Raw genomic sequence first — 25,995 nt, 5'->3', positions numbered from 1 at the left:
GGTGCCAACGATGACTTGCCGTTCCTTACATCATGACAGTGTGTTCATTGTCTGCCGCTCACTTTCAAAGATGCTGGTAGTAAAGGTAAAGAATCTGCGACTGGCCCTGTCAACACTGCTTCTGGCGTCTCTGGTCTCCTTTGCTCCCGTGGGTGCATCCGATCAGGTCATAAAGGCAGCTGGCATGATTGATGTAGCAACGGGCAAGCTCATCAGGCCAGCAACACTGGTTATCAAAGACGGGCTGATCAGTGCGGTCAACCCTGGCAACACTGACCCTGCCCTGCCTGTCACTGATCTCGAAGATCAGATTCTGCTGCCGGGGTTGATGGATATGCACAGTCATGTCACCCTTGATTATTACACAGGCGATCACTGGACCACGGCACCCGTCATGGAAACTCCAGCTGACTGGGCACTACACGGCGTTCAGTTCGGTCAGGAAATGCTGCATGCAGGCTTTACCACGGTCCGCGATGCAGGCACCTTTCCTGGATTTGCCGATGTTGCCTTGATGCGCGCCATTGATGCTGGCCGTATCGTTGGCCCAAGCATTTATCCTGCCGGGCACTATATTTCCATTACCGGTGGCCACTGCGATGTCACGGGCTTTGCGCCCGGCATTATGGAATTAAAACCAGAACAGGGCATTGCTAACGGAAAGGCAGAAATCCTGCGTGCAGTTCGCTATCAGGCCAAGCACGGCGTGAAGGTTATCAAAGTCTGCGCAACGGCCGGTGTCTTCTCAAAAGGTGATTCTCCAGGCGCTCAGCAATATTCTGACGAAGAACTGAAAGTCATCGTAGAAGAAGCAACCCGGCACGGTTTGAAAGTAATGGCACATGCCCACGGAAGCGACGGTATTATGGCGGCGGTCAAGGCCGGTGTTGCCTCTATTGAGCACGGCTCCACACTAACGCCCGAGATTGTCCGCGAAATGAAGAAACGCGGCACCTATCTTGTACCTACGGTGTATCTGGATGACATCCCCCTGCCGCCAAACACGCCGCAGTGGACCGTGGATAAAAATAATTATCTGACGCCCTTGCACGAAGCCAGTTTCCGTCTGGCCGTGAAAGAAGGTGTGAACATTGCCCTTGGTACCGATTCCGGCGTAATGCGACACAGCGAAGTGGGCCGCGAATTCTACGCCATGGTCAAACGCGGTATGACCGAGGTTGACGCCCTGAAAAGTGCAACCATCAATGCTGCAGACCTGCTGGGTGTGTCCGACAGGGGACAGCTAAAGCCTGGCCTGCGCGCCGATATCATAGCGGTAGCCGACAATCCTTTAGAAGAGATCCGAACATTGGAGCGTGTAACCTTTGTCATGAAGGGCGGCAAAATCATCAAAGCCGACCCTTGATAGTATCTTTATGCAACCCGATACCGATTTGAATTGAGCCACCGAAATAATTGGGGCATGCTAGCCGTGCATCTGTTTTCTCTGGGGAGGGAAAATACACTGCACTGGAAGTAACAAAAGCTGCTGCAATCTGCTTGGATTCCGGCGGCTCTGCTTATCGGGAGGGTATATGTATAGCGTTCAACTGTCTGAGTCCTATTTTCCAAAACAGGAAGATTTCGCCGTTATTGATAAAACTGTCGGCGAGATATTACGAGAAGCGGCGACCGCCGTTCCTGATACCTGTGGCCTTGTGGATGTTCTGCCCACGGGCGAGACTGGCAGACGATGGACCTATCAAGAGATGCTTGATGACAGTCTTGCGCTGGCGCACTGGCTTGCCGCAAGATTTAATAAAGGCGACAGGGTCGCTGTCTGGTCACCCAATTCACCAGAATGGGTATTATTTGAATTTGCCTGCGGCTTTGCCGGCCTTATTCTCGTGACAGTCAACCCGTCCTATCAACCCAAAGAGCTCTCCTATGTGCTGAAGCAGTCCGGCTCAGTCGCCCTGTTTCTGGTCCATGAATATCGCGGCAACCCGATGGGGGAAATCGCGGAAAAAGTAGCCAAAGACATCCCGCACCTTCAGGAGCTTGTCTATCTTGATAGCATCCTTGACCGGATAAAGGGGGAGCAGGCCGCACCGTCGCTTCCTGATGTATCACCCGGAGACCCGGCACAGATACAGTATACGTCGGGTACAACTGGCTTTCCCAAAGGCGCCCTGCTGCACCATAAGGGGATGGTCAACAGCGCCTATCACCAGCAGTGTATACTCAACATGCTGGACACACAGGCACGGATCATAACGATGATGCCCATGTTTCACTGTTCCGGCTGTGGGCTTGCGGTACTTGGTTCGGTTTTGGCCCGGTCTACCAATTATATTGTATCCATCTTTATCCCAAGTGCGGTGAATGCGCTGGTGGAACGCGAAAGCATCAACATGGTCTTCGGTGTTCCCACTATGCTCGTTGCACTTCTTGAAGATTACAGGCAGACACCGCGTGACTTTTCTGCCATGTCTCATTCAGGGTCCGGCGGGGCTATGGTACCGCCAGAGCTTGTGCGCCGCGTGATAGATACATGGGAGTGTTCATTCATCACGGTGTACGGCCAGACAGAGACATCCCCGCTTATTACCATGACCCGCCCGCTTGATAGTGTTGAGACCATTGCAACTACAATTGGCCAACCCATGCCGCAAATAGAAGTGGCGATTAAAGACACCGATACCGGGGCGATACTGCCTTGTGGCACACAAGGGGAAATCTGCACACGCGGGTATCTGAATATGTTGGGCTACCACGAAAATCCGGATGCTACAGATGCCACAATTGACGCAGAAGGGTGGCTGCATACCGGCGATCTGGGCACCATGGACGAAAGTGGGTACCTGCGCATTACCGGCCGTGTAAAAGAGATGATTATTCGCGGCGGCGAAAATCTTTTCCCGGCAGAGATTGAAAATTGCCTTCTGGAACATCCCGCAGTAGCGGAAATAGCAGTTGTTGGCTTACCCGATGACAAATGGGGCGAAATCGTCGGTGCCTTTATCAGGCTTTCTACCGACACTGCAATCTCCCCGGAAGAACTGAGCCCACTGCAGGGCCCATATATCACCGCAAAAAACACCGTCCGAATGGCATTATGTGTCAGAATTTCCGCTGACCGGATCAGGCAAAATACGCCGTTTTGAATTGCGTGACAGGTGGGTCGAAGGGGCCTTTTCAAATTGAGTCTGGCGACACCCTTGCCAGTCATAAGCGCCCCGGGTCTGGGGCGCTAAAACTTTTTGACATCCGAAATATCAGGTAATGACTTCGTCTTCGTCATCATCCATCAGGATACGTTCTGCGGCACCGTCAAGGTCATCAAACTGACCAGACTTCAAAGACCAGACAAAGGCACCAAGCCCGATTGCCCCCAGAAACAAGGCCACAGGTATCAGGATTAAAAGAACATTCATTTTGCTGCTCCCATTTTCAGGCGAAGGGCGTTCGCTGTCACAACAATCGAAGACGCAGACATTGCGATCGCCGCAACAAGCGGGGTCACAAATCCAAGAACTGCCAACGGCACGGCAATCACATTATACCCAAGTGCCAGTGCAAAATTCTCCAGAACCAGTCTGCGCGTTTTGTGGGTGACGGTCAACACTTCCGAAACCGCAGTCAGACTTTTACCCTGGAAGACAAAATCGGATGCAGTTTGCGTAACATCCGTTGCGGAGGAAGGCGACAAAGAAACGTGTGCCGCCCGCAAGGCCGGTGCATCATTCAGGCCGTCCCCAACCATCAAAATAGTTGCACCGTCTTCCTTCAGCTTTTCCAGAATTTCGATTTTGTCATCAGGCCTGCGGTCGCCGTACCATTCGTCTATGCCAGCCTCTGTGGCGACACGCTCCACCGTTTCCTTACGGTCACCAGACACAAGAATAACCCGTTTCCCTGATTTCTTCAGCCCCGCGACAACGTCTGCTGCATCAGGACGCAACTGATCAGAAAACCGAAATTGAATCGGGGCAGCATCATCAATGCGCAACCACAATTCCGGCCCTGTAGCAGCGTCAGGGGTAACATGGCCAACATGTTCCCGGCTACCCAGTTTAAGTGTCTTGCCCTTTAACTCGCCGACCAGACCGCTTCCTGGAATTTCAGAGACGCTGTCCATCATCGGAATACGGCGCTTGCCCGCTGCGTTTGCGACAGCCTGTGCCAAAGGGTGCCTGCTGGTAACACCAATCGCAGCTGCCATTAACAGATCACGCGACGCAATATCTGCACCGTTAATCAGGGTCATTTCGCCAAGGGTCAGTGTGCCCGTCTTGTCAAAGACGACCGTATCAACATTACCCATGCGTTCCAAGCCATCTTCGGACTTTACCAGAATACCCGCAGACAGCAGACGCCCAGACGCAACAACCTGTACCACCGGCACTGCAAGCCCAAGTGCACATGGGCAGGTTATGATCAAAACAGCCACCGCCCGCATCAATGCCATATGAGGGTCATCAGCGTACCACCACCAGCCCAGGAATGTCGCAGCCGCCAGAACATGCACCACAGGTGCGTAAGATCGGGCCAAACGATCAGCCAGCCTGACGAAGGCGGAACGCCCCTGCTCTGCTACCTCCATCAGGCGGACGATTTCTGCGAGGAAGGTATCTTCGCCGCGTCCTTCAACCCGAACATGAAGGGGCGCCGAAATATTCAGCGTACCGGCAAAAACCTTATCGCCAACCTCGGCTTTGACCGGCACCGTTTCCCCCGTCACCAAAGAGGTATCAATGTCACTGACGCCCTTAATTATCTCGCCGTCCACAGGTAGGCGCATTCCAGTCTGAACCAGAACCGTCGCCCCAGTTTCAACCTGCTCGGACGGTACAGTGGTTTGGGACCCATCTTCGCCGATAACCGTTGCAGGAACCGCCTTCAGTGCCAGCAAATTCTGCGCAGCATCAGAAGCCTTGGACCGCATGCGCTGATCCAGATAGCGTCCGATCAACAGGAAAAACAACAGCATAATCCCGGCTTCGAAATACACCAGTTCTCCGCCACGATAGCTTTCATAAATGCTGGCAATAACCGACAGCACAACCGCAAGCGCGATTGGCACATCCATATTCACACCGCCAGCCTTCAGCGCGGTCAAGGCACTGCGGAAGAAGGGACGCCCGGAATAGGCAATCGCCAAAATGGCAATGATGGCCGAAATCCAGTGAAACAGAGAGCGCGTCTCTTCTGCCATTTCACCGCCAGACCAAACCGACACGGAAAACAGCATGATATTCGCACTTGCAAAACCTGCCACAGCCAGTGCGATCAACAGCTCCTTGGCTGTCTTGTCCCCCTCTACATCAGCCTTTTCGCTATTAAAGGGGCTCGCTTTGAAGCCTACCTGATCAAAATCAGCGATAACATCATCAAGACTGACAAGCTGGGGGTTAAAACGCACTTTAACCCGTTTCGTGGATAGGTTCGCACGCGCATAGTTAACCCCCTCAAACTCGGGCATGCCGCGTTCTACTTTGGAAATACAGGCGGCACAGTGCATTGTAGGCACATGCAACTCTGCCTCGGCTTCCGTATCAGAGAGGAGCCGCACATACGGGTCTTTGGAAGACGCTGTCATAGCCTGGGTCATTGGCTGGAAACTGCTGTCATGAACTCATCGTTCAGAAGGAACGTGGTCTCGCCGCGCTGTGCTGTGATATGGACGAGCCAGCGCCCCTGCAGTGGCAAAGACACCACGCCGCGATACTCCCCCGCACCGACACGTGCCAGCGACACGGTCTGATCCAAGTCTTGCCGTGCGGGACGACGCAGTTCAAGCGATACAGTAAGGTCATCAAGCGGAACGCCGTCTTTGTCCGCCAGCGTGACAGAAAGGGCATATTCGCTCTCAGACAGGCTTGTAGCCTGAAACTGAGCCTGCCAGCCAAGCTTCGCCTGTTCTTTAGCGGCTTCCAGTGTCTGGTTATAATCCCGACCCTTTGAATAGGCATCGTCTGTCACCACGCCTGAGAAAGTCCCCAAAGCGAAATATGCCATCACAATATTTACAGAAATCACTACGGCAAAAAAACCAAGCACCCACAGGAGGAACTTACCACCGGTAAAGGGTTTCTTCTCTGACACTATCTTACTCCGCCTACTTGCCTGCGCTGTTGAAGGCGCTGTCATGATCCAAAAGAAGCGTACCGTTTTCATCCAGTACTTCGAATGTTACCTCGCCTTTACCGTCCGCCAGGTCACCTGTTGTGGCAATCTTTCCGTCTACCAGCACAAACACACGCAGACTGCGCATATCATCTGGTGGTACAGTGGTTTTTACCTGCTTCGCTGGCTCTGAAAAAGCGGTTCTGATTTGCGCACCTTCAATGCCGGACACACGCACATAAACCGGACGATCCACATGCTGTTTATTCAGAATATTGACGGTGTAACCGTTACGGATTTCCCCAGAGGAAAGGGTCACAAACAGTGGGTTACGGTCTTTCAGAACATTCAGTTCAATATCAGACCGCGTGAACAAAGATGTCAGCATAATACCGCACACAATTGCAATCATGCCCATGTAAATGAAAATCCGTGGTCGCAGGATTTTTGTTTCCTGCGTGACTTTACCACCAGCCATATCAACGTGGGTCGGTGCATAGCCGATCAGGTTCTTTGGCCGGTCAATTTTTTCCATGATCCCGTTACAGGCATCAACACACAGCGCACACTGGATACATTCCAGTTGAAAACCATTACGGATATCAATCCCCATGGGGCACACAGCAACACACTGCTTACAGTCAATACAGTCACCGCGGCCTTCCCATGTGTCGCCTTTTTTGTGTGGACCACGGTCCTCGCCACGGTCTTTATTATACGTCACCAACAGGCTGTTTTCATCCACCAAAGCGCCCTGAATACGGGGCCATGGACACATGTAAATACAGACCTGCTCCCGCGCAATACCACCCAGCAAATATGTAAATCCAGCCGTGATCGCAATGAACAGATAACTGGTCATCGGCGCATCCCCCGTCACCAGCTGTACGGCAAGTGTCGGTGCGTCCCCGAAATAGAAAACGAATGCCCCGCCCGTCAAAATAGAGACAATCATAAAGCAGATATGCGTGAAGAATTTTTTGAAAATCTTCGACGGACCCCACGGCGCTTTTTCAAGTTTCATGCGCTGATTGCGGTCGCCCTGTATCCAGCGTTCAATATGCACGAACAAATCGGTCCAGACCGTTTGGGGGCAGGCATAGCCACACCAGACGCGTCCGGCAAGCGAGGTCATCAGAAACAAAATCATTGCCGCCAATATCAAAAGGCCGGTCGCATAATAAACTTCCTGCGCCCAGATTTCGATCCAGAAGAAATACGCCTTACGGGCAGGCATATCGATCAGGACGGCCTGATCAGGCACACCAGGACCACGATCAAATCTGATCCACGGTGTCAAATAGTAGATGGATAGCGACAAAGCCATCACTATCCATTTGATTGATCTGAAAGTACCGTAAACCCGGCGTGGGAAAACTTTTACACGATCTGCATAGAGTTGAACCTTGTCTTCTTCACGATTGATTGCGGGTTTCGCATCAGGCGTTCCAAGGACAGACCCACCAGCACTAGTTCCAGCAGGAGACTTTTTATAGGTCTCGGCAGCTTGATCAGTGTTTTTCTCGGCAGTCATAAAAGTCTCCCTAAACCGGGGTTACAAATACTTCAGTATTGACGCTTACTGCTGCGCAGCCTCATCTTCGACAGGTTCGTCTGCCATTTCCTCGGCAAAGTCTTCTGCTTCATCTGCGATAGTCTGCTCACCACCACCAAGGCCGTGTACATACAGTACCAGCTGCTTGATAGTAGCGTCGTCAAGACGTCCAGCCCATGAAGGCATCACACCGCGACGGGAATGCGCGATAGTGGAGTACACGTCCTCACGCTCGCCACCATAAAGCCAGATCGCGTCTGTAAGATTTGGTGCACCCTGCATCCGGTCACCCATGCCGCTTTCACCGTGACATACTGTACACTGTTCAGCGAAGATCACCGCACCACGCTCAACCTTCTCAGGTGAACTACTATTGCCGGAGAGAGACAGAACATACTCTGTCACGTCTTCTACCTGAGAGCGCTCGAGAAGACCATCATCCAGGAAACGCGGCATTTCAGAAAAACGAGTTTCATCATCCTCATCCCAGCGGATACCGTGCTTGATAGTCTGATAGATATCAGAAAGCGTACCGCCCCAAATCCAGTCATCATCATTCAGGTTTGGAAAGCCAGTGAAACCCTGCGCGCCAGTGCCGTGACATGGTGCACAGTTATCACCAAATGCAGCTTTACCACCCTGAGCCGCGAAGGCCATCAGATCCTGATCCCCACGGATTTCCTCGAAATCCTTGGCAGCAATCTGGTCCAGATACTGGCTTTGGGCTGCTTTAGCCTGAGCAACCTCTTCTGCCACCACATCACGCTGACTATACCCGAATGTACCTTCTGAATATCCATTCTCTCCGGCAAACGGAATGGCAGGATAAACAACCATGTATCCAATAGACCACAGAATACAGGCGTAGAAGGTGTAGAGCCACCATTTAGGAAGCGGCGTATTCAGTTCCTTAATGCCGTCCCATTCATGGCCAGTGGTCTCAGTACCGGTGTGTTCGTCACGTTCGATTTTACTCATGACGACCTCCTTCATGTGAGGTTTCATTCTCCTCAAGCGGCAGACTGGCTGCGTGCTCGAACTTATCTTTGTTGGACGGCCAGAGCGCGTACGCCACTCCGACAGCGAACATGGTGCAAAGGATCACCAGTCCCCAGGTCTCAGCAAAATAAATCGTATTTGAATAATCCATTTCACCGACTCCTAGCGATTGTTCGCTTTGGCATCATATGTTGAGAAGTCAACAAGCGTGCCAAGCATCTGCAGGTAAGCAATAACAGCGTCCATTTCAGTGACTTGCTTGCCTTGGCCATCAAAGTCACGAATGTTCACATTGTCGCCGTACCGCTCCAGAAGCGCATCATAGCCTTCGCTCTCTGGATCTGCCTGCGCCTCAACGTCAGCCACAGCATTTGCAATCATATCGTCTGTGTAAGGAACACCCACAATTGCATTTGCTCTGAGGAACGCATCCATATGCTTATAGTCCAGCGGTTCGTTCAGGAACGGATAGCCTGGCATCACGCTCTCAGGCACAACATCTGTTGGCTTGTTGAGGTGCAGCCGGTGCCATTCGTCACTGTATTTGCCGCCAACACGTGCAAGGTCAGGACCAGTACGCTTGGAACCCCACTGGAATGGGTGGTCATACATGCTTTCCGCAGCCAGGCTGTAATGGCCATAGCGTTCTACTTCTGCACGTAGTGGACGAACCATCTGGGAGTGACAGTTATAGCAACCCTCGCGGATGTAAATCTCACGCCCCGCAAGCTCCAGCGGCGTATAAGGACGCATACCGTCTACTTTTTCGATCGTGCTTTTGATGAAAAACAAAGGCACAATTTCGACCAAGCCACCGATGGATACCACCACCAGAACAAGGACCAGCATCAGGATTGAGTTTTTCTCAATGGTTTTATGTGAAAATGCCATGAAACCTCTCCTTATTCAGCAGCCACAGGAACAACGTCTTCGTCAGGCATTTCTTCGCCTTCCCGAACATCGCCCTTGATAGTGCGGTAAATGTTGTACGCCATGATGAACGATCCAATAACAAACAGCAGTCCACCAAAAGCACGGATGACATAGTAAATGTGCATCTGTTCAACAGTTTCAGCAAAGCTGTATTGCAGGAAGCCCAGGCTATCATATGCACGCCACATCAGACCCTGCAGGATGCCTGCAACCCACATGGATGCGACATAGATAGCAATACCGATAGTGGACACCCAGAAGTGCCATTCAACCAGACGGTTTGAGTAAAGCTGCTTACGGCCAAATGCCCACTTAGCAAGACAGTAGATCGCACCGAAGCTGACAAAACCTACCCAGCCAAGCGCACCGGAGTGAACGTGACCAACAGTCCAGTCAGTATAGTGGCTAAGGCTGTTAACCGCCTTGATAGACATTACCGGACCTTCGAATGTGGACATGCCGTAGAAAGCAACTGACACAACCAGCATCCGCACGATCGGGTCAGTACGCAACTTGTCCCACGCACCGGAAAGCGTCATCAGACCGTTGATCATACCACCCCAGGACGGCATCCACAGCATGATGGAGAAGACCATCCCCAGTGTCTGCGACCAGTCTGGCAGCGCAGTATAGTGCAGGTGGTGTGGTCCCGCCCAGATATACAGGAAGATCAGCGCCCAGAAATGGATGATCGACAACCGGTAAGAATAGACCGGACGATTCACCGCTTTCGGGATGAAGTAATACATAATGGCAAGGAAGCCAGCAGTCAGGAAGAAACCCACCGCATTGTGACCGTACCACCACTGAATCAGTGCATCCTGAACACCAGAATAAAGAATAATTGACTGGCTGGAATAGATTGAAACCGGCACCGCCATGTTATTCCCAAGGTGCAGCATCGCAATTGTTACGATGAAACCAAGATAGAACCAGTTCGCCACATAAATGTGCGGTTCTTTACGCTTGATCAGCGTACCAAGGAACACCAGCAGATACGCAACCCACACAATGGTCAGCCACAAATCAACATACCACTCTGGCTCTGCGTATTCTTTACCCTGAGTAACACCAAGCAGGTAGCCTGTTGCTGCCAGAACGATAAAGAACTGATAGCCCCAGAATACAAACCACGCCAGATTGCCGCCCCAAAGACGTGCATGACAGGTCCGCTGTACAACATAAAAGCTGGTACACAACAGAACGTTACCGCCAAACGCAAAAATAACCGCACTAGTGTGCAGTGGACGCATCCGACCAAAATTCAAGAACGATGTATCAAAATTTAATTCCGGGAAGGCTAGCTGTGCGGCAATAAGAAAGCCGACTAAAAAGCCCACAACACCCCAGAAGGTTGAAGCGACAACGCCGTATCTAACAATTTTATCCATATAGCCTTGTTCAGGCTCGGACATGATATTGCTGCCAATCCAAAGGATCCCGCCAACAAAAAAGGCAGAAAAGAGAAGCGCATGAAATTCCATCACGGCATCCCAGGCACCCGCAGAGACAATCACGCCCCCGAGCGTCCCTACAGCAAAAAGTATCATGGTGATAAGGGCTGGTAAGCTCAGGCCCTTCTTGACCGCCATATCGGCTGATCCATCACACCCCATGGTCTTTCCCCTAGTCTTATGGCCCGCTTTTCCTTGTCTCCCCCTATGGAGACAAATATGCAGGCGCGTTAACAATGCGTCCTTTTCCCCTTTTTCGGGGATTGGCGAGTTGATAAATGTCAAAAACCGCTCGACACACCATGCGACGCGCTGTCGCACAACTTGCCCCCTTTACCGGACCACGCGAAGGGTGCCATATTTATCTAAAAATTTCAATGACTTATCAAAACCAAAACATTGTTATCATTATCGGCGCGACACACCGTCGCAGCTCTTTATTAACCACAAAACAAAAAAACCCGCAGGGTTCTGCGGGTCTTCAGTAAGCTGTTTTAAAAATCATGACAAAAAATGTCGTAATAAGTTGAAAGGCCCTGTTATTGCTACAGTCTTGCGCAGGCCACACCCGGTGCCAATTGCTCAAGCCCCTCTATAAGACGCTCTTTCCCAAGCAAAATATCGGTTATCTGGCACGATACCAGTGCCGACATCTCGTCGGCAGGAACATATAGCGCCCAATCATCCGCGGATAGAATTGTCCCTGCGCCACCGCCTTCCGAGTCGCCTGCGGTACCATCTGCCGTTAGCATAATAGTGATGCTTGTCTCTGCTGAAACAGCGTGTGCCACAGGATCACTATCTGCCCCCACAAACACAAGATCAGCGTCAGACAGAGAAGAGTTCAAAGCAGAAGAATTTTTCTGCTGGTCTGTAAGAACTGCAACCGATCCCACTGCCTGCCCTAAAAGTTCTTCAATAACGCCCAGTTCCATGGGGCCATACCCAGAAACAGCTGCATGAATTTTAGCTGTCTTTTTCGCCCCGGCCTGTTCTGCATATAGGGATAAACCTTGCTTAGCGGCGGCTCGGCCGGCTTCCTTGTCCCAGGTGATGCGGCGCTTGCCAAACTGGTGCATTTCATGGTCGTCCCGGTAATCCGCTACAGCTTCTTCTCCCTGCTCCGCGACAAAAACTGCCACATCAAACAGGTTAGCCTTCTTGCGCTTCAGCTTGGCTACTGCCTTTTTCGGATCGCTCCATGTACGACTGTCGTACACATAAAGCGCATTCAGGCCCACCACATCCATGTCGCTGATGCCGGCATTTTCAGACAGAAGCTTTAGTGACGCAGGCGCACGGTTGCAGCTTCTCCGAATACAGTAAGGGAACAAGTCAGACCAGCCAATGAAACGGATTTCCAGATCATTCATAGACTTGGTGGCAATAAATGGCGCCAGCGCTTCGGCCATCGCCATACGGCCAAGTATTTCTTGGTCCGACTGCACCTTGGGGCTTTCAACAATGCGTTCAAGTGCAATCACTGTACCGCCGCCATGATTTTCCAAAGCCTCTATCTGACCTGTAGAGCGTGCAAGCAGAACAGAGGAGCCAAGCGGAGCAAGCTTTACTGCCGTATCAAGCGACACAACAAGATCAGCCTCAGCGCATGCGTCTGCAGTCTCACATAACTCTGCACCTGCCTGCACATAAGAATCATCAGAAAACCCGGCATCACTACCCGCACCAGACTGCACCAACACCGAAACACCGTCATCCACCAAAGTGCGGACATCAGCCGGGACCAGCGCTACTCTGTCATCTTGCGGGCTGGACAAGGACTGTGCTTCCTTGTTTTTGACAAGTGCAATCGATCTAAAAGCAGTCATACGAATTCCTGTGAAATAAGAGTGCGGCACGGACGATGACACTACCCAACCCCAACAGAAAAGAAAACCCGTTTTATCGGCTGAATAGATCGGTTAAGTTACCGCATGATTAAAAAAATGCTCTTACTTATACCGGTGGTTGCCATGGCAGGCTGTGCACAGCCTACAGATGCCGCCGATATCACATTTGACTGGCCCCTTGATTGCACACTAGGGGAGACTTGCTGGATTGCACGATATGTGGACCGCGGCGAAGACAAGAGTGTCGCAGACTATATGTGCAAGCACAGAAGTCAGGATAAACACCGTGGTACGGACATTATGGTCAGCGATACAGGTGTACTTGCCTCGGGCGTGCCTATTTTGGCGGTCGCCCCGGGAAAAATCCTGCGCATGAGAGACGGTGTTGATGATGGCGCCCCTTATAAAAAGGGCGAAGACTGCGGTAATGCTTATGTTATTCAGCATGAAAATGGCTACACCAGTCAATATTGCCACCTGAAAAATGCGAGCCTGAGCAAAAATATCGGCGATACGGTCCGTGCAGGGGAACAGATCGCATTGATGGGCTTAAGCGGGCAAACTGAATATCCGCATCTGCATATCGGAATCCGCAAAAACGGGACACTACTAGACCCCTTCGACGGTGGCGGTTATGAACAAGCGTGCTCAGGGTCCTCAGAAACGAGCTTATGGCGTGATCATCCAGACTATGCCCCGTTCACACTCTTACCGCCTAAGTTTTCTGTAGCACCAGAGCCCAGGGAAAACAGATGGGCCGCACAGGCAGAGAGCATTTCCCCTGATGCCAGTGCGCTTATTTTAACTGGCCGTGCTTTTGGCGCCAGCCGCGGGGACGTCTGGTCATTTAGGATAACAGACCCTGACGGAAAATTATTCGCTGAACATCAGGTCGCAACGGAAAAAACCCAGCAATTTCGCAGCCAGTTTTTTGGCAAACGCGCCCCTGCTGGTGGATTTAAGCCCGGCATATGGACCGGCACAATCTCACTTGAACAGGATGGTTACCGCCAAACGCAGACCGTCCAAATTTTGGTATCGTCAGCGACTAAGTAACCAGCAATATGCCACCTGTCTTTGCGGGAATGGCTTTAGGAAAAGAATCCTTTAATCGTTACTCAACCGGTCAAAGGCCCTATTTACAGAGTCGCCAGTAGTGGCTTGACAAGCGTCTGAACCCTGTCCCAACTTTCAGACACATCCTGTTCAGTGGTATGTACCTGCCCTACCTGCCAGCGGATAACCGGTCTGCCGTCCACAACGGTCCGTGTCAGATAGGTAAATCCATCATCATTGACAGCTGTAATAAGTGCTTCAGTTGCTGCATCAAGTGCACCGTGGGCGACACCGGGGCGATAGACTCTGAACGTAAACAGCGACAAGCGCGGGCGGGTCACGATTTCAAAATCGGGCGCAGCACCGATAGTTTTTGCAAGGTCTTCTGCCATACGGACATGCCCACGGATCATTTTCCGCAAGCCATCAAGACCGTAAGACCGCAGTACAAACCATAATTTCAGTGCCCGGTTTCTGCGTCCCAATTGCGGCCCCCAATCACGGTAATCCGTAACCGCGTCCCCTTCCCGCGTCTTCAAATACTCCGGCAGGATCGTCAGCGTACGGATCAAACTGTCTTTATCCTTCACAAAATGAACCGAGCAATCAAAATTAACACCCAGCCATTTATGGGGATTGAAACAAAAACTATCCGCCAGTTCAGCACCGTTCAGTAGTGGCCGGTATTCATCACAAATCATGGCAGAGCCTGCCCATGCTGCATCCACATGGAAATAGATATCCTGGGATCGGGCAATAATACCGATTTCCTTGAGCGCATCGCAGGCACCAATGCCTGTCGCGCCGACGCTGGCAACTATCAGCGCAGGCTTGAAACCTGCGGCCTTATCCTTTTTGATCATTTCTGACAGTGCCAGAACATCCATGGAATGATCGTCCCCAGTGGGCACGAACCGCAGCGATGCGCGCCCAAGACCCGCCATCTTGACTGCTTTCTCCAGGCTGGAGTGCGTTTCACCTGTTGTATATACCGTCAGCCGGTCATCACCTGTGAAACCCTTGTCATTCACTTGCCAGCCCGTCACACGCTCCCGCGCTACAAGCACGGCGCAAAATACTGCCGTCGATGCAGTATCCTGAATTACACCTGACCAGTCTGACGGGAGTTTCAGTGCTGTCAGAAGCCAGTTAATCATCTGCTCCTCTAACTCGGTCGCAGCTGGGGATGTCTCCCATATCATCGCATTCACACCTAGTGCCGACAGCAACATTTCAGCCAGTTGACTGGGCGGGGTGCCGTTCGCAGGGAAATACGCAAAAAAGCGCGGATGTTGCCAGTGCGTGATGCCGGGCATGATGATTGACTTGAAATCATCAAAAATTGTCTCGAAATCTTCACCGTCCTGCGGGGGTAAGGGGGCTAACTGCTTCCGTATATCGCCGGGGTTTACTTGTGACCGTACGGGATAGGCCCGAACCGTATCCATGTAATCGGCAATCCAGTCGACAAGTGCATGCGCATTTTTACGGAAGTCAGATGAATCCACGGTAAGTCCTTTCACTCAAACACACTTCTGTTTACGGAACATTTATCCCAGGATCAACACGTAGCTGCAGGGTATCTATATTTGAACATAAAATGAAAGGACCGTCAGAATACTGAAACCTGCGTCCATTCAAAACCATATGCAGGAAACAGCGTGCTTATTCCGGGGCGCCGTGCCCGATATCCAGAAACTCATATTCCAGCACAGCTGTCAGACCCGAAGAAAGATACGGCAACTCTATGCCTGCGTATTTAAGGGACCGCTGTTTGGGGTCGTCATCAATATTTATAAAATATGCCAGCGTTCTGTCATCATTCAAAATTGGCAGGGACAAGAAACTGCGGAAAATAACCGGTCTTCCACCGGTAGGTCGGCGGGCGATCGTCCCCGCAACACCGCATGTATAGTCTTCACATACATCATATCTGGCAGCCACCTGCTGTTGCTCTGCACGAACAAAAACCTGCAGAAAATCATCCGGCAGTCTGAGTTCATCCCTTTTCTGCAATGCTTCCCCAACATCGCGCATGTGAAGGCCACCCGAACCATCAGGCACAATGGAAAACATATATGGATGTAAAGCCTTGATAGATTGATACTGCAAAGAAGCAACATCAAATCCGGCGGCATTTCCACCAACCTTATGCCAATACCGCAGAAACTTTTGCGCGTTTGGCCCCAAATCAGTTGGCTTGAATGCTTTTTTCAGCAAACTCAGCATATCAGTCCCCAGTCGTACATTTATATAATATATAACTGAGCGTCTCAGAATACCAGCATACTTTAAGAAATTTCCTGCCGCTCACACCTACTAGCAACAAACTTACCAAGTATAAAAGCCCGTCATGAGCGGGCTTTCAGCTACAGGAATAGTATTACAGCAGGCTTTCACAGCCTTATTTATTGTGCGTCAAAAACAACCTTCTGACCTGGCTGCAGACGTTCCCCACCCCGCAAAATAATTGTATCCCCGGCGCGTAAACTCTGGTCGGCAATAGACACCCACAGACCGTCCATAACTGCAATATCCGCAACAAGCTGGTCGGCTGAACCATCAGCGTTGACACGGAATACATACATTTTCGATCCCTTCCGCACCAATGTATCACGCGGTACGGCAACCCGAACTGATGGCGCGCTTGTCGGGAGACTAACTGTAACCGGTGCACCAATCATGAAACTGTCAGGACTTGCCTGCAGCCTGACTTCCACCTGACGGGAGACACTGTCACCAACCGGCACCACTGTGCGGACCTTAAGGCGGTGTACCGTCCCTTCACTGGTCTGGACAGGGAGTTCTTCTGCGCTGTTTAGATACGGCGTAACAGCAATCGGCGCTGGCAAGGAAATTTCAATGGCACCCGTGTCCACAAGACGGATCACTTCTTCCCCAACGGTAATATATTCGCCAACCGAAGATAACCGCGCGACAACATTACCTTCGAAACGTGCACGGATTTTAGTACGCTCCAAATCCCCCCGCGCCTGATCCAGACGGGCTTTTGCATCTGCTATGTCCTGCACCAACATGTCACGGTCAGAAACAACTTCCTCGAGCCGTGCACGCGATGCAACATCATTCGCCGCAAGACCTTCGAAACGCTTTACAGCGGCTTCGCGTCTGGGCAAATCTGCTTCCAGCCTTTTCAGGGATGCCTCAGCCCGGCGATAGTTAACTGCAAGCAACCGATCGTCGATTACAGCGATAACATCGCCTTTATTCACATGCGTACCAACCTCAGAAATCCAGCTTAGAACGCCTTCAACCTCTGACGATATCCGGCTGTCATTCAAGCTTATGACAGTACCTGTCACCTCCATTGTTGGCGCCATCATGCGCTCAACAGCTTTGACGACCTCTACTCTGGCCGGCGGCATCTGCCCGCCTGGCCCCATCTGGGCCAATACACTTGTACCTGCTGATAGAAGGGCACCAACAAGCCCAAAAGCTTTTAGTAAATTTTTTCTCATAAGGCGAATATCTTTTTATTATATATCAATATGTTACTTACAGTCGCATGGTTACTGCGCCGCTATGTCCTGGCTTGATTTCAAATCAGATTGCGTAGCCTCTATGTCATCACTGGTGGCAAGAGCTTTAGCCCCGCCTGACCCGCGGAATGACGCTGTAAGCTGCAACAAGCTTGGGATCATGATCAGGGTGAAAATTGTAGAAACGCTCATACCGCCGACAATGGCTGCTGCCATGCCTCGGTAAATTTCACTGCCTGCACCCGGGATAACCAAGAGCGGCAGCATGCCAAACAGGCTGGTTAGCGTGCTCATGAAGATCGGACGCAAGCGTAAGCGCAAAGCCTGATGTACAGCATCGTGACGGTTTAATCCGCGCTCTTCTGCTTTTTGTGTCTGGGCCACAAGCAGAATGGCATTATTCACAACCAAACCAAGCAGAATGATAAATCCAATCATACCAAGCAGGTCTAGCGGCTGAAAATTGATCAGATTCACAGCCTGAATAGCCAACACGCCGCCAACACCAGCAAGGGGGATGGAGAACGCAACAATCAATGATGCTACGATGGACCGAAAGAGCGCCGCCATAATCAGAATAAGCAAACCAAAAGCCAGCAAAAAGTTGCTACCAAGGGTCCCGAGCGCACGCTCCAGATCCTCTGCACTGCCGGCATATTTCACCTGCGCATCCGGCGGCATCTGCGCCAGTATCGCTGGTTCGATATCGCGTTTCAGCGTTGCTATCAATTCTTCAAGAGCCATACCCTCGGGCGGGTTTACACTAAGAGAATATCCGCGTTTGCGGTCATAGTGTGCAATCGCGCTTGGGGCCGGTACAGGTTCAATCACGGCCAGCTCACCCAGCGGCACCTGCCCACCCAGCGGCGTTATCACAGGCAGGCTTGACATTTCTTCGGGCGTTTCAAACCGGATAGTTTTCAGAAAAATATCAAGGCGCTTTTGACCGTCAAAATACTCCCCCAACCAGCTACCCTGCCCCAATTCCAGGATCACCATCGTCAGGTCATTCCGTGTCCAGCCAACCTCTGCCAACCGTTCATCGTTTGGCGTGAAACGAAGTTCCGTCCCCTGGGCAAATGGATCGGGTTCCGGGTTGGCAATCGCACCGGGAATTGCCCCCATAACCATGCCCATACCCTGAATAACTGCATTTTTTGCAGCGTCCAGATCCTTACTGGTGACTTGCATCGAAACACTATTGGCATTCTCAAACCCACCAAAAAGACTACGGCGCATTGTAAATCCGAATAAATCAGGGATACCTGCAACAATCTCATTCTGAATAAGCGCTTGCAGCGCCTCCAGATCGGTACCGTCTTCGCCGTTAATAGACAGCCAACCGCCGGTCGCACCGGGGAAGGACCAGAAGAAATAGTCCCGCACTTTCAGTTCTGCGTCTTCCGCCATATAGGGTTCGATACGATTGTGGATAACCTTTGCTACTTCCTGATCGGACGTTTCAACATTCATACCTGGTGGGAAAAACAGAAAACTGTCGATACTGTCCCGCTGTACAGGTGGCAAATAGTTGCTTTGGGGCCAAAAAAGCACGGACAAAGCAATGGACAGGCTAAACAATCCAGCAACCCACCCTAGCTGCGCAGGGCGGCTGGATGTCATATTCATCAAACGATTGGCGATACGGTCCCATATTGTCTCACCCTTGATAGGGTCTGGTAAATCCCGCATCCAGAAACGGGCAGCCGTTGGCAATATTGTTACGGCTACAACCAACGATACACTAACACCAATGGCGATCGTCAGGGCAAGATCGGCAAACATCTGCCCTTCGGCATCCTTCAAAAACATAATCGGGATGAAAATGGCTACTGTCGTTGCAGTTGATGCGAGCAGTGCACCCCAAACTTGCGTCGCACCCATGTCACTGGCATCCAGGGGTCGTTCGCCCCGTTCGCGTAAGCGGACGATATTTTCCAGCACGACAATGGCGGCGTCCAGCACCATCCCGGTTGCGAATGCAAGCCCGGCAAGCGAGATAACATTCAGGGAACGCCCCGTAACCCCCAAAACAACAAAGGTCGCCAACAACGATGTTGGGATTGCAAGCGCGATCAGTAAGGTAGCCCGCAACTGACGTAAGAACAGCCACAGCACACCAACCGACATCAAGACGCCCAAAATCAGATTACTGCCTAACAAACCAATGGACCGATTGATGTAGAGACTAGGGTCAAAAGTATATTCTGCGTAAAGACCGCGTTCTTTGAATTCGGTCTCGTTCAATTCCTGCATCCGGGCTTTAAGGCCATCAAGCGCCTCAAGAACATTGGCGCCATTTTCCTTGGCAATTGACAGCATAAAGGCTTCGTTTCCATTATGGTATCGGAAGCCGTCTCTACGCCCCGGTGCCATCTGCACGGTCGCAATATCACCAAGTCTGATTGCCTTGCCGTCCCGCCATTCCAAGATCAGGCCAGCCAAATCCTCTGCATCATACCGGCCTTCATACCGCAAAGTATATTGACGGCTGCCTACATCAACAAAACCGCTGGAGATATCTGCAGACCGGCCGATACGGGCTGGAACCCGGGCGATATCAATCCCCAGTTCAGCCGCCTTGTAGGGGTCAAAAATGATTTGCAGCTGCACACCGCCGCCCATGCCGTCTTCAAGCTCAACCCGTGATACACCGTAAAGTGACATCAATTCCGGCACGATCACGTCCCGCAGATATTCAGAATTTTCGATACGCCGATCTTCTGTGCCCGGTAACTGCTGGACAAAAAAGTCCAGCAGTGTATTCGCGCTATCCCCCCATTCACCGAGAAAAACCTGCGGCTTTTCAGCGTTCGCAGGCAAGGGACGCAGCCGGTTCAACCGGGAAATAACCTCAATCAGTGACCGTGTCATATCGGTTTCGACGTCAAACTCCAGCTGCATAAAACTGAAATTCGACATGTTCCATGTCTGCATGGACGTCATCCCGGGCAGGCCTTCCAGCACCTCTTCGACCTGGACACTGATTTCTGATTCAATTTCGAGTGGCGATGCACCAGGCCACGAATTAACGACCGTCATCACCGGTTTTTCAATATCCGGAAATAACTGTGCAGGCATCCGCATCATCGACAGCAAACCCAACAGCATAACCGCGGCAGCAACAACCGCCACAGCTGCTGGATTATGAATACTTTTCTTCGTAAGTTTCACTCAAAATCCCCAAAAATACCAATGCTCACTCAAGAGCGGCGCAACCCTACCAGAGATTAGAACAAAAAGAAAACATTTTTAAAAAATGCTCTCCCGCTTCATTCACGGCACACAATACCGATTTCCGCGTAGCAATCTAGCAGCCATGCAAGAAAACCTGAAAAGAAGGATGCCCCTAATACGTGGCAAGAAAATTGCTTTAAAGTTTTACATTTTCAAAAGGCTATAGAATAGTGCATTAAAGCTCGATGAAAGCAGGACAGTATGATTACTTCTGGTGACCAGAAACAAAATACCCACACGGGAAAAGTCGTATCTCACGTACCGGGGCATGATATAATTGACTGCCAGAACTGTGGCTTTTTACATGTGTCCCCTCTTCCCACCGAAGCTGAGCTAACCAAACTCTATCAGCAGGACTTTTACCAGTCTGAGAAGCCAGAGTATATTGCTGCCTCTGAACAAGATGGTGCATGGCATGATATTGAATATGGTTTACGCCTTGATTTGGCACACGAACACCTTGGGCATGCTGGAAAAGTGTTGGACATAGGGTGTGGTCCGGGCAATTTTCTGCAAGTCGCCCGCAAACAAGGCTGGGACGCTTATGGCATTGAGCCATCTTCTGTTGCGGCAGACCATGCCAAGTCATTAGGCCTGGACGTACAGACAGGGTTCTTCCCTGATGACTTTAATCATGAGGCAGGCAGTTTTGATTTCATCCATATGAGCGAAGTACTGGAGCATGTACCCAGCCCCACAGAAGTGATCCAAGCCGCTAAACAGTTACTACGTCCTGATGGGGTTTTAACAATTTCGGTTCCGAATGATTTCAGCCCACTACAAATGGCTGCAGCAAAAGCCGTATCTGCAGACCAGTGGTGGGTAGTACCAGATCATCACCTGAATTACTTTACCATGGACAGTCTGGAAAAAATTCTTCGCGCACAATGCCTTACATGCATTGACCGAACGACAAATTTCCCAATGGAACTTTTTTTGCTGATGGGGCAGGACTATACAGCAGACCCTGCGATCGGGAAACAGTGCCACCAACTCAGGAAGAAATTCGACCAAAACCTGAATCAAATCGATAAAGATTTACTGAAAAAATTCTACCGCCATCTTGCTGGTATCAACATGGGCCGTCTGGCCATTATAACAGCCCAAAATGGATCGGAGTAAACATGTCTGCTGAAACTCAACCGGTGTTCATCATTGGCTGTGGCCGCTCTGGAACACAGTCCATGGCCAGGTTTTTAAACGCCTTTCAGGAAGCTGACTGCGAACATGAATATCAGGTTCTGGAAACACAAAAGCTGGGAACCTTAAAGTATGCAGGACTGGTAAACAGCCGGGAATGTATAGACTTTCTAAGGACACATCACGAAGCCGCTGTGCATTACTCCCAAAAACAGATTTGGGGGGACAGTTCCAATAAACTTGCCTGGATGATACCCGAAGTTCACCAGGTCTTTCCGCAAGCAAAGTTTATTCATTTAACGCGCGATGGCCGCAAGGTCACTTCGTCCCTTTATCATAAACTAGGGGATGAGGTCATGGATGACCACAGCATGGAAATTATGCAAAACTACCTGCGTGGCACCTCGCAAATGTGTCCCCCGCCTGAGAAAAAATACTGGTGGCCAAGCCCCCTTGAAAACGATCCTGCCTTTCCGGCGTTTCAAACGTGGGACCATTTCGCCCGCATTTGCTGGCATTGGCGAGAGATTAACCAGAGAATCCTTGATGACTTTTCACATCTGCCGCCTGCAAATGTCCGAACGATTAAACTGGAAGACATAACGTCTTCGCGGCAGTCGATTCTGGACCTAAGCGCCTTCCTCGGTCTTTCCCCAACCGAAGAGCAAATCCAGCTGCTAGGACGCCCCTATAATGTTGTTCGCCCGGAAAACAATCCGCTGAATGACGCGCAAACAACCGCGTTTCAAAACATTTGTGGTAGCATGCAGGAAATGTTGGGTTACCAGTCCCGTGAAGAATATACGCTAAATTATTCCAAGAACTCTTTGGAGAAAGACGCCCCATGACATCTGAAACATGTGATGCTTGTAACTCTAGCAACCTTTCTTTTGTGTATGAGGCCCCGACAACTACCCGGGGGCTAAAAGTCTATCTATGTGAAACATGTGGCTTACTGCAGAGTTTACCGCGGATCGACCATGAACCAAATAGAAAGAGCGGCTACGCAGCCAGCGGTGCTGGTTTCGGGAATATTCGGTACGGCAAAGGATTTAGAACCGCTTTCGCAATAGAAACACTGCAGAATTTTATCGACCTGAAAAATGTGCGTGCTGTCCTGGACATCGGATCAAACCGCGGGGATTTTTTGACAACATTTCTGAAGATAAATCCAACATGTGAATTTGTGGCCGTGGAGCCTGACAACCGCGTTCTTTCGGAGTATCCGACATCTTCCAATTTATCTGTAATTATTGACCGCATAGAAAATGTAGAACTGCCCGCCAATCATTTTGATCTGGTCTATAGTTGCCACACGCTTGAGCACGTGCTCTCCGGCAGGCAAACTTTGGAGCAGACCTACGCTTCGATGAAAGATGGCGGTATAATGTGCCTGGAGGTGCCCAGCATTGAAGTTCTAAACTTCACAGATGTTGTTGAGGAATTCTTTATGGACAAGCACCTCTATCATTATTCCGGGGAAATACTGACCACCCTGATCAAAAAAGTTGGGTTCAATATCCTATGGGGTCCAGAAGACGCAGACACAACAAACCTGACCATTCTGGCGCAGAAGGTCTCCGGGGAAATCTCTCCCACCGCGACATTTGAAAACGCGCCTCTGGTCGCGAAAACCCGAGCGGCGGTTGAAACCTACGAAAAAACACTGACACGCAATCTTGAAAGCTTAAAAAGCGGCGCAGCAAAGGTCACGAGCCTGGCACAAGACAAAAAAGTTGCCATTTGGGGGGCGGGCAGAATTTTCTCTAGTCTTGTGGAGTATGGGGAATTGGACCCACATGTCTTGTCCGCTGTTGTGGATAAGAAACTTCACGCTCTTGTCAAAGAAGTCTTTGGCGTAAAAATAGATAATACCGACACTATTGGACACATTCAGCCGGACATCATCCTGATTGCTTCCCGACTGTATTTTGAGGAAATAAAATCTGAGGCGACTGCACTTTCGCCCAATTCAGAATTTTTATCCTTAGAAGACCTTCTTGGGTAAACCCTGCCCCGGCAACGAGTTAACCTGTTATTTTGCCGGACGCCACATGGGCCACAGAGGCGGGCAATCTGCGCCTGGCTCTAATGTATCCATGACTTCAAATCCGAACCGCTGGTAAAAGGGGACATTGTTTTTCTTGCTGCTTTCCAGATACACAGGCATTTCGTCTGCATCCGCCAACCGCAGTCCTTCTCTGAGAAGAGCACTGCCAACACCTCTGCCCTGTGCTTCTGGCACCGCACCGATAGCGAATAAATAATAATGCGGCTGGACCGGACGGACTTTATCCATCGCAGCATCCAGCATCATACCCCGTTTAAGTGCGGAGAAGCCGCTATACCGGATGATATTCGCAAGAATATCCAGTGAATTCCACAAGGGAATATGCTTGCGTGTTTTGTCCGACAACCATAAGGCTGCCCCCAGCCCGTCATCATGTATGTGGCAGAACCCATGTTTCACATACAGCTTGGTTGCAACCGCCGTAAAAAAGGGTTCCAAGGCTTTTTTGTTCTGAAAAACCCAGCTGTTCACCGGATCATCTGCGAAGCTTTCCGCAATTATTGCGCCTAGCGCCCCGGCATCGGTCGATGCTGAAATTGATGCAGTCATCATATACCCCCTCTGTCTGATGTACCCTAGACAGAAGTGTAAGCACACGTCAATCAACAGAGAGTGCTCACACCCTGAAAAGACGCATACAGAACCAGCTGACGGCTGCAAACATGCGCTGGCTTTTTTAAACGATTTCCTATATACCGCCCGGCAAAAGGACAGTAATGCGCATGAACACAAATTCCAGACCCACCACTTCCAAAGTCGGCTTTGTCTCCCTTGGGTGCCCCAAGGCACTGGTTGACAGCGAACGCATTTTGACCCAGCTGCGATCAGAAGGCTATGAAATCGCTGCCGACTATGACGGCGCAGACGTGGTTGTGGTCAATACCTGTGGTTTTATCGACAGTGCCAAGGAAGAAAGCCTCGGCGCCATCAAAGAAGCAATGGTTGAAAATGGCCGGGTGATTGTCACAGGATGTTTGGGAGTTGAAGAAGAAGCCATCCGCGAAGTCGCGCCTGATGTGCTCGCAATCTCTGGCCCGCACCAATATGAAACGGTCATCAATCAAGTCCACGAAGTTGCGCCCCAGCCCCATGACCCCTTCACCCATCTGGTGCCTGAAGGCGGACTAAAACTGACACCGCGCCACTATAGTTATGTCAAAATTTCCGAAGGCTGTAACCACGCCTGTAAATTCTGCATCATTCCTTCGTTCCGCGGTAAATTGAAATCACGCCCCATACGGGCCGTACTGCGCGAAGCAGAAAAACTGGTTGAAGCTGGTACACAGGAACTGTTGATTATTTCGCAGGACACATCCGCATACGGTCTTGACCTGAAGCATGCTGAAGAACCATGGAAGGACGGCAAAGTCCGGGCACACATGACCGATATGGCTAATGCCCTTGGTGATTTGGGCGTTTGGGTGCGGCTGCACTATGTCTACCCCTACCCCCATGTTGATGAGGTCATTCCGCTGATGGCAGAGGGCAAAATTCTGCCGTATCTGGATATTCCCTTCCAGCATGCCAGTCCCAAGGTATTGAAGGCCATGCGCCGCCCAGCGAATGAACAAAAAGTCCTGGAGCGCATCAAAAAATGGCGCGAAATTGTTCCGGAACTTGTGATCCGTTCGACTTTTATCGTCGGTTTCCCCGGCGAAACAGAAGAGGACTTTCAGTATCTTCTGGACTGGATGAAAGAAGCCAAATTGGACCGCGTGGGTTGCTTTAAATACGAAGCAGTGGACGGCGCCGCCGCCAATGAACTGCCAGATCAGGTGCCTGAAGATGTAAAGCAGGACCGCTGGGAAAGATTTATGGCTCTTTCACAGGAAATATCCGCAACCAAGCTAAAAGACCGTATCGGCATGGAAATGGCCGTTATCATTGATGATGTTACCGACGAAGGCGCGATTGGCCGTACCTATGCCGATGCGCCAGAGATTGACGGCAAGGTCTTTCTGGCAGGCGAAACTGAACTGATACCCGGTACAATGGTGATGGCATTGATCACAGGCAGTGACGAATATGACCTGTTCGCGGAACTGGTCTTTGAAGAAGAGGGTGCAGACCCAGACAATGATGCAGACTGGGACTGGTAAGATAAACAAGCCCCTGGGAGCACCTGAAGTTA

The 25,995-nt window shown here is 50.8% G+C and carries 21 protein-coding genes; 7 read left to right on the top strand and 14 right to left on the bottom strand.

The genetic code is table 11. The annotated features are described in order from the left end of the window. Window positions 1-10: 10 nt before the first annotated feature. Window positions 11-1,366, top strand: a complete 1,356-nt coding sequence (locus tag IE181_RS06435; protein ID WP_191251001.1) for a metal-dependent hydrolase family protein — start codon at window positions 11-13, stop codon at window positions 1,364-1,366. Between the two features lie 169 nt (window positions 1,367-1,535). Then, window positions 1,536-3,107 (top strand): AMP-binding protein, encoded by a 1,572-nt coding sequence (locus IE181_RS06430; RefSeq protein WP_229819188.1) that lies wholly within the window; start codon window positions 1,536-1,538, stop codon window positions 3,105-3,107. 111 nt (window positions 3,108-3,218) lie between these two features. Here IE181_RS06430 and ccoS read toward each other — a convergent pair whose 3' ends face one another. The 9 genes from ccoS to IE181_RS06385 form a co-directional block, all read right to left on the bottom strand. Next, on the bottom strand, window positions 3,219-3,377 hold the full coding sequence (gene ccoS, locus IE181_RS06425; RefSeq protein WP_191250998.1) for a cbb3-type cytochrome oxidase assembly protein CcoS: 159 nt from the start codon (window positions 3,375-3,377) through the stop codon (window positions 3,219-3,221). After that, the gene (locus IE181_RS06420) at window positions 3,374-5,554 is read right to left on the bottom strand and encodes a heavy metal translocating P-type ATPase (protein ID WP_191250995.1); all 2,181 of its coding nucleotides are present in this window, start codon (window positions 5,552-5,554) and stop codon (window positions 3,374-3,376) included. Before IE181_RS06420 ends, ccoS begins: the two co-directional genes overlap by 4 nt. Beyond that, window positions 5,551-6,048, bottom strand: a complete 498-nt coding sequence (locus tag IE181_RS06415; RefSeq protein ID WP_191250993.1) for a FixH family protein — start codon at window positions 6,046-6,048, stop codon at window positions 5,551-5,553. The genes IE181_RS06420 and IE181_RS06415 overlap by 4 nt, the downstream gene beginning before the upstream one ends. Window positions 6,049-6,061: 13 nt before the next feature. After that, window positions 6,062-7,603 carry a cytochrome c oxidase accessory protein CcoG gene (gene ccoG / locus IE181_RS06410; protein WP_191250991.1) on the bottom strand — a complete coding sequence of 514 codons (1,542 nt, stop codon included), beginning with the start codon at window positions 7,601-7,603 and terminating at the stop codon, window positions 6,062-6,064. A 45-nt stretch (window positions 7,604-7,648) separates the two neighbouring features. Next, window positions 7,649-8,602: a cytochrome-c oxidase, cbb3-type subunit III gene (gene ccoP, locus IE181_RS06405; protein ID WP_191250989.1), complete on the bottom strand. Its 954-nt coding sequence runs from the start codon at window positions 8,600-8,602 to the stop codon at window positions 7,649-7,651. Beyond that, window positions 8,595-8,774, bottom strand: a complete 180-nt coding sequence (locus tag IE181_RS06400) for a cbb3-type cytochrome c oxidase subunit 3 (protein WP_191250987.1) — start codon at window positions 8,772-8,774, stop codon at window positions 8,595-8,597. The genes ccoP and IE181_RS06400 overlap by 8 nt, the downstream gene beginning before the upstream one ends. A gap of 11 nt (window positions 8,775-8,785) precedes the next feature. Beyond that, window positions 8,786-9,514 carry a cytochrome-c oxidase, cbb3-type subunit II gene (ccoO, locus tag IE181_RS06395; RefSeq protein ID WP_191250985.1) on the bottom strand — a complete coding sequence of 243 codons (729 nt, stop codon included), beginning with the start codon at window positions 9,512-9,514 and terminating at the stop codon, window positions 8,786-8,788. An 11-nt stretch (window positions 9,515-9,525) separates the two neighbouring features. Next, a complete protein-coding gene (ccoN, locus tag IE181_RS06390) occupies window positions 9,526-11,172 on the bottom strand; it encodes a cytochrome-c oxidase, cbb3-type subunit I (RefSeq protein WP_229819186.1) in 1,647 nt (548 codons plus the stop codon). Window positions 11,173-11,555: 383 nt separating this feature from the next. Then, entirely contained in the window at window positions 11,556-12,839 is a 1,284-nt protein-coding gene (locus IE181_RS06385) for a hypothetical protein (protein WP_191250983.1), read from the bottom strand. A 117-nt stretch (window positions 12,840-12,956) separates the two neighbouring features. Between IE181_RS06385 and IE181_RS06380 the strand changes: the two genes are divergently transcribed. Beyond that, window positions 12,957-13,916 carry a M23 family metallopeptidase gene (locus tag IE181_RS06380; RefSeq protein ID WP_191250981.1) on the top strand — a complete coding sequence of 320 codons (960 nt, stop codon included), beginning with the start codon at window positions 12,957-12,959 and terminating at the stop codon, window positions 13,914-13,916. 83 nt (window positions 13,917-13,999) lie between these two features. On the opposite strand, the gene IE181_RS06375 is transcribed toward IE181_RS06380, so the two are convergent. The 4 genes from IE181_RS06375 to IE181_RS06360 form a co-directional block, all read right to left on the bottom strand. Further along, the gene (locus tag IE181_RS06375) at window positions 14,000-15,424 is read right to left on the bottom strand and encodes a pyridoxal phosphate-dependent decarboxylase family protein (RefSeq protein ID WP_229819183.1); all 1,425 of its coding nucleotides are present in this window, start codon (window positions 15,422-15,424) and stop codon (window positions 14,000-14,002) included. Between the two features lie 157 nt (window positions 15,425-15,581). Beyond that, the gene (locus IE181_RS06370; protein ID WP_191250979.1) at window positions 15,582-16,145 is read right to left on the bottom strand and encodes a hypothetical protein; all 564 of its coding nucleotides are present in this window, start codon (window positions 16,143-16,145) and stop codon (window positions 15,582-15,584) included. Window positions 16,146-16,324: 179 nt separating this feature from the next. Next, window positions 16,325-17,395, bottom strand: a complete 1,071-nt coding sequence (locus tag IE181_RS06365; RefSeq protein ID WP_191250977.1) for an efflux RND transporter periplasmic adaptor subunit — start codon at window positions 17,393-17,395, stop codon at window positions 16,325-16,327. 51 nt (window positions 17,396-17,446) lie between these two features. Then, window positions 17,447-20,590, bottom strand: coding sequence for an efflux RND transporter permease subunit (locus IE181_RS06360; RefSeq protein WP_191250974.1), 3,144 nt, complete (start codon window positions 20,588-20,590; stop codon window positions 17,447-17,449). Between the two features lie 264 nt (window positions 20,591-20,854). Between IE181_RS06360 and IE181_RS06355 the strand changes: the two genes are divergently transcribed. From IE181_RS06355 to IE181_RS06345, 3 genes are read left to right on the top strand one after another with little or no spacing between them, the layout of a single operon-like run. After that, complete coding sequence (locus IE181_RS06355) at window positions 20,855-21,775, top strand: class I SAM-dependent methyltransferase (RefSeq protein ID WP_191250972.1); 921 nt, start codon at window positions 20,855-20,857, stop codon at window positions 21,773-21,775. Between the two features lie 2 nt (window positions 21,776-21,777). Continuing rightward, window positions 21,778-22,641: a sulfotransferase gene (locus IE181_RS06350; RefSeq protein ID WP_191250970.1), complete on the top strand. Its 864-nt coding sequence runs from the start codon at window positions 21,778-21,780 to the stop codon at window positions 22,639-22,641. Further along, window positions 22,638-23,801 carry a class I SAM-dependent methyltransferase gene (locus IE181_RS06345; protein ID WP_191250968.1) on the top strand — a complete coding sequence of 388 codons (1,164 nt, stop codon included), beginning with the start codon at window positions 22,638-22,640 and terminating at the stop codon, window positions 23,799-23,801. Before IE181_RS06350 ends, IE181_RS06345 begins: the two co-directional genes overlap by 4 nt. A gap of 27 nt (window positions 23,802-23,828) precedes the next feature. Here the strand turns inward: IE181_RS06345 and IE181_RS06340 are convergent, their stop codons facing one another. Continuing rightward, window positions 23,829-24,413: a GNAT family N-acetyltransferase gene (locus IE181_RS06340; protein WP_191250966.1), complete on the bottom strand. Its 585-nt coding sequence runs from the start codon at window positions 24,411-24,413 to the stop codon at window positions 23,829-23,831. 173 nt (window positions 24,414-24,586) lie between these two features. Between IE181_RS06340 and rimO the strand changes: the two genes are divergently transcribed. After that, window positions 24,587-25,963 carry a 30S ribosomal protein S12 methylthiotransferase RimO gene (rimO, locus tag IE181_RS06335; protein WP_191250964.1) on the top strand — a complete coding sequence of 459 codons (1,377 nt, stop codon included), beginning with the start codon at window positions 24,587-24,589 and terminating at the stop codon, window positions 25,961-25,963. Window positions 25,964-25,995: the final 32 nt, after the last annotated feature.

Source organism: Kordiimonas sediminis (genome assembly GCF_014656395.1).
Taxonomy (GTDB): Bacteria; Pseudomonadota; Alphaproteobacteria; order Sphingomonadales; family Kordiimonadaceae; genus Kordiimonas_A; species Kordiimonas_A sediminis.
Note: the sequence above shows the minus strand (reverse complement) of the source record. Positions and strands in the feature narration are given on the sequence as shown.

Coding starts and splice junctions, on each gene's coding strand:
- IE181_RS06430 (WP_229819188.1), top strand. CDS start 1,536: ATGTATAGCGTTCAACTGTCTGAGTCCTATTTTCCAAAACAGGAAGAT.
- IE181_RS06355 (WP_191250972.1), top strand. CDS start 20,855: ATGATTACTTCTGGTGACCAGAAACAAAATACCCACACGGGAAAAGTC.
- IE181_RS06340 (WP_191250966.1), bottom strand. CDS start 24,413: ATGACTGCATCAATTTCAGCATCGACCGATGCCGGGGCGCTAGGCGCA.
- IE181_RS06400 (WP_191250987.1), bottom strand. CDS start 8,774: ATGGATTATTCAAATACGATTTATTTTGCTGAGACCTGGGGACTGGTG.
- IE181_RS06350 (WP_191250970.1), top strand. CDS start 21,778: ATGTCTGCTGAAACTCAACCGGTGTTCATCATTGGCTGTGGCCGCTCT.
- IE181_RS06420 (WP_191250995.1), bottom strand. CDS start 5,554: ATGACCCAGGCTATGACAGCGTCTTCCAAAGACCCGTATGTGCGGCTC.
- ccoN (WP_229819186.1), bottom strand. CDS start 11,172: ATGGGGTGTGATGGATCAGCCGATATGGCGGTCAAGAAGGGCCTGAGC.
- IE181_RS06380 (WP_191250981.1), top strand. CDS start 12,957: ATGCTCTTACTTATACCGGTGGTTGCCATGGCAGGCTGTGCACAGCCT.
- IE181_RS06365 (WP_191250977.1), bottom strand. CDS start 17,395: ATGAGAAAAAATTTACTAAAAGCTTTTGGGCTTGTTGGTGCCCTTCTA.
- IE181_RS06385 (WP_191250983.1), bottom strand. CDS start 12,839: ATGACTGCTTTTAGATCGATTGCACTTGTCAAAAACAAGGAAGCACAG.
- IE181_RS06435 (WP_191251001.1), top strand. CDS start 11: ATGACTTGCCGTTCCTTACATCATGACAGTGTGTTCATTGTCTGCCGC.
- ccoP (WP_191250989.1), bottom strand. CDS start 8,602: ATGAGTAAAATCGAACGTGACGAACACACCGGTACTGAGACCACTGGC.
- ccoO (WP_191250985.1), bottom strand. CDS start 9,514: ATGGCATTTTCACATAAAACCATTGAGAAAAACTCAATCCTGATGCTG.
- ccoG (WP_191250991.1), bottom strand. CDS start 7,603: ATGACTGCCGAGAAAAACACTGATCAAGCTGCCGAGACCTATAAAAAG.
- rimO (WP_191250964.1), top strand. CDS start 24,587: ATGAACACAAATTCCAGACCCACCACTTCCAAAGTCGGCTTTGTCTCC.
- IE181_RS06370 (WP_191250979.1), bottom strand. CDS start 16,145: ATGCTGAGTTTGCTGAAAAAAGCATTCAAGCCAACTGATTTGGGGCCA.
- IE181_RS06345 (WP_191250968.1), top strand. CDS start 22,638: ATGACATCTGAAACATGTGATGCTTGTAACTCTAGCAACCTTTCTTTT.
- ccoS (WP_191250998.1), bottom strand. CDS start 3,377: ATGAATGTTCTTTTAATCCTGATACCTGTGGCCTTGTTTCTGGGGGCA.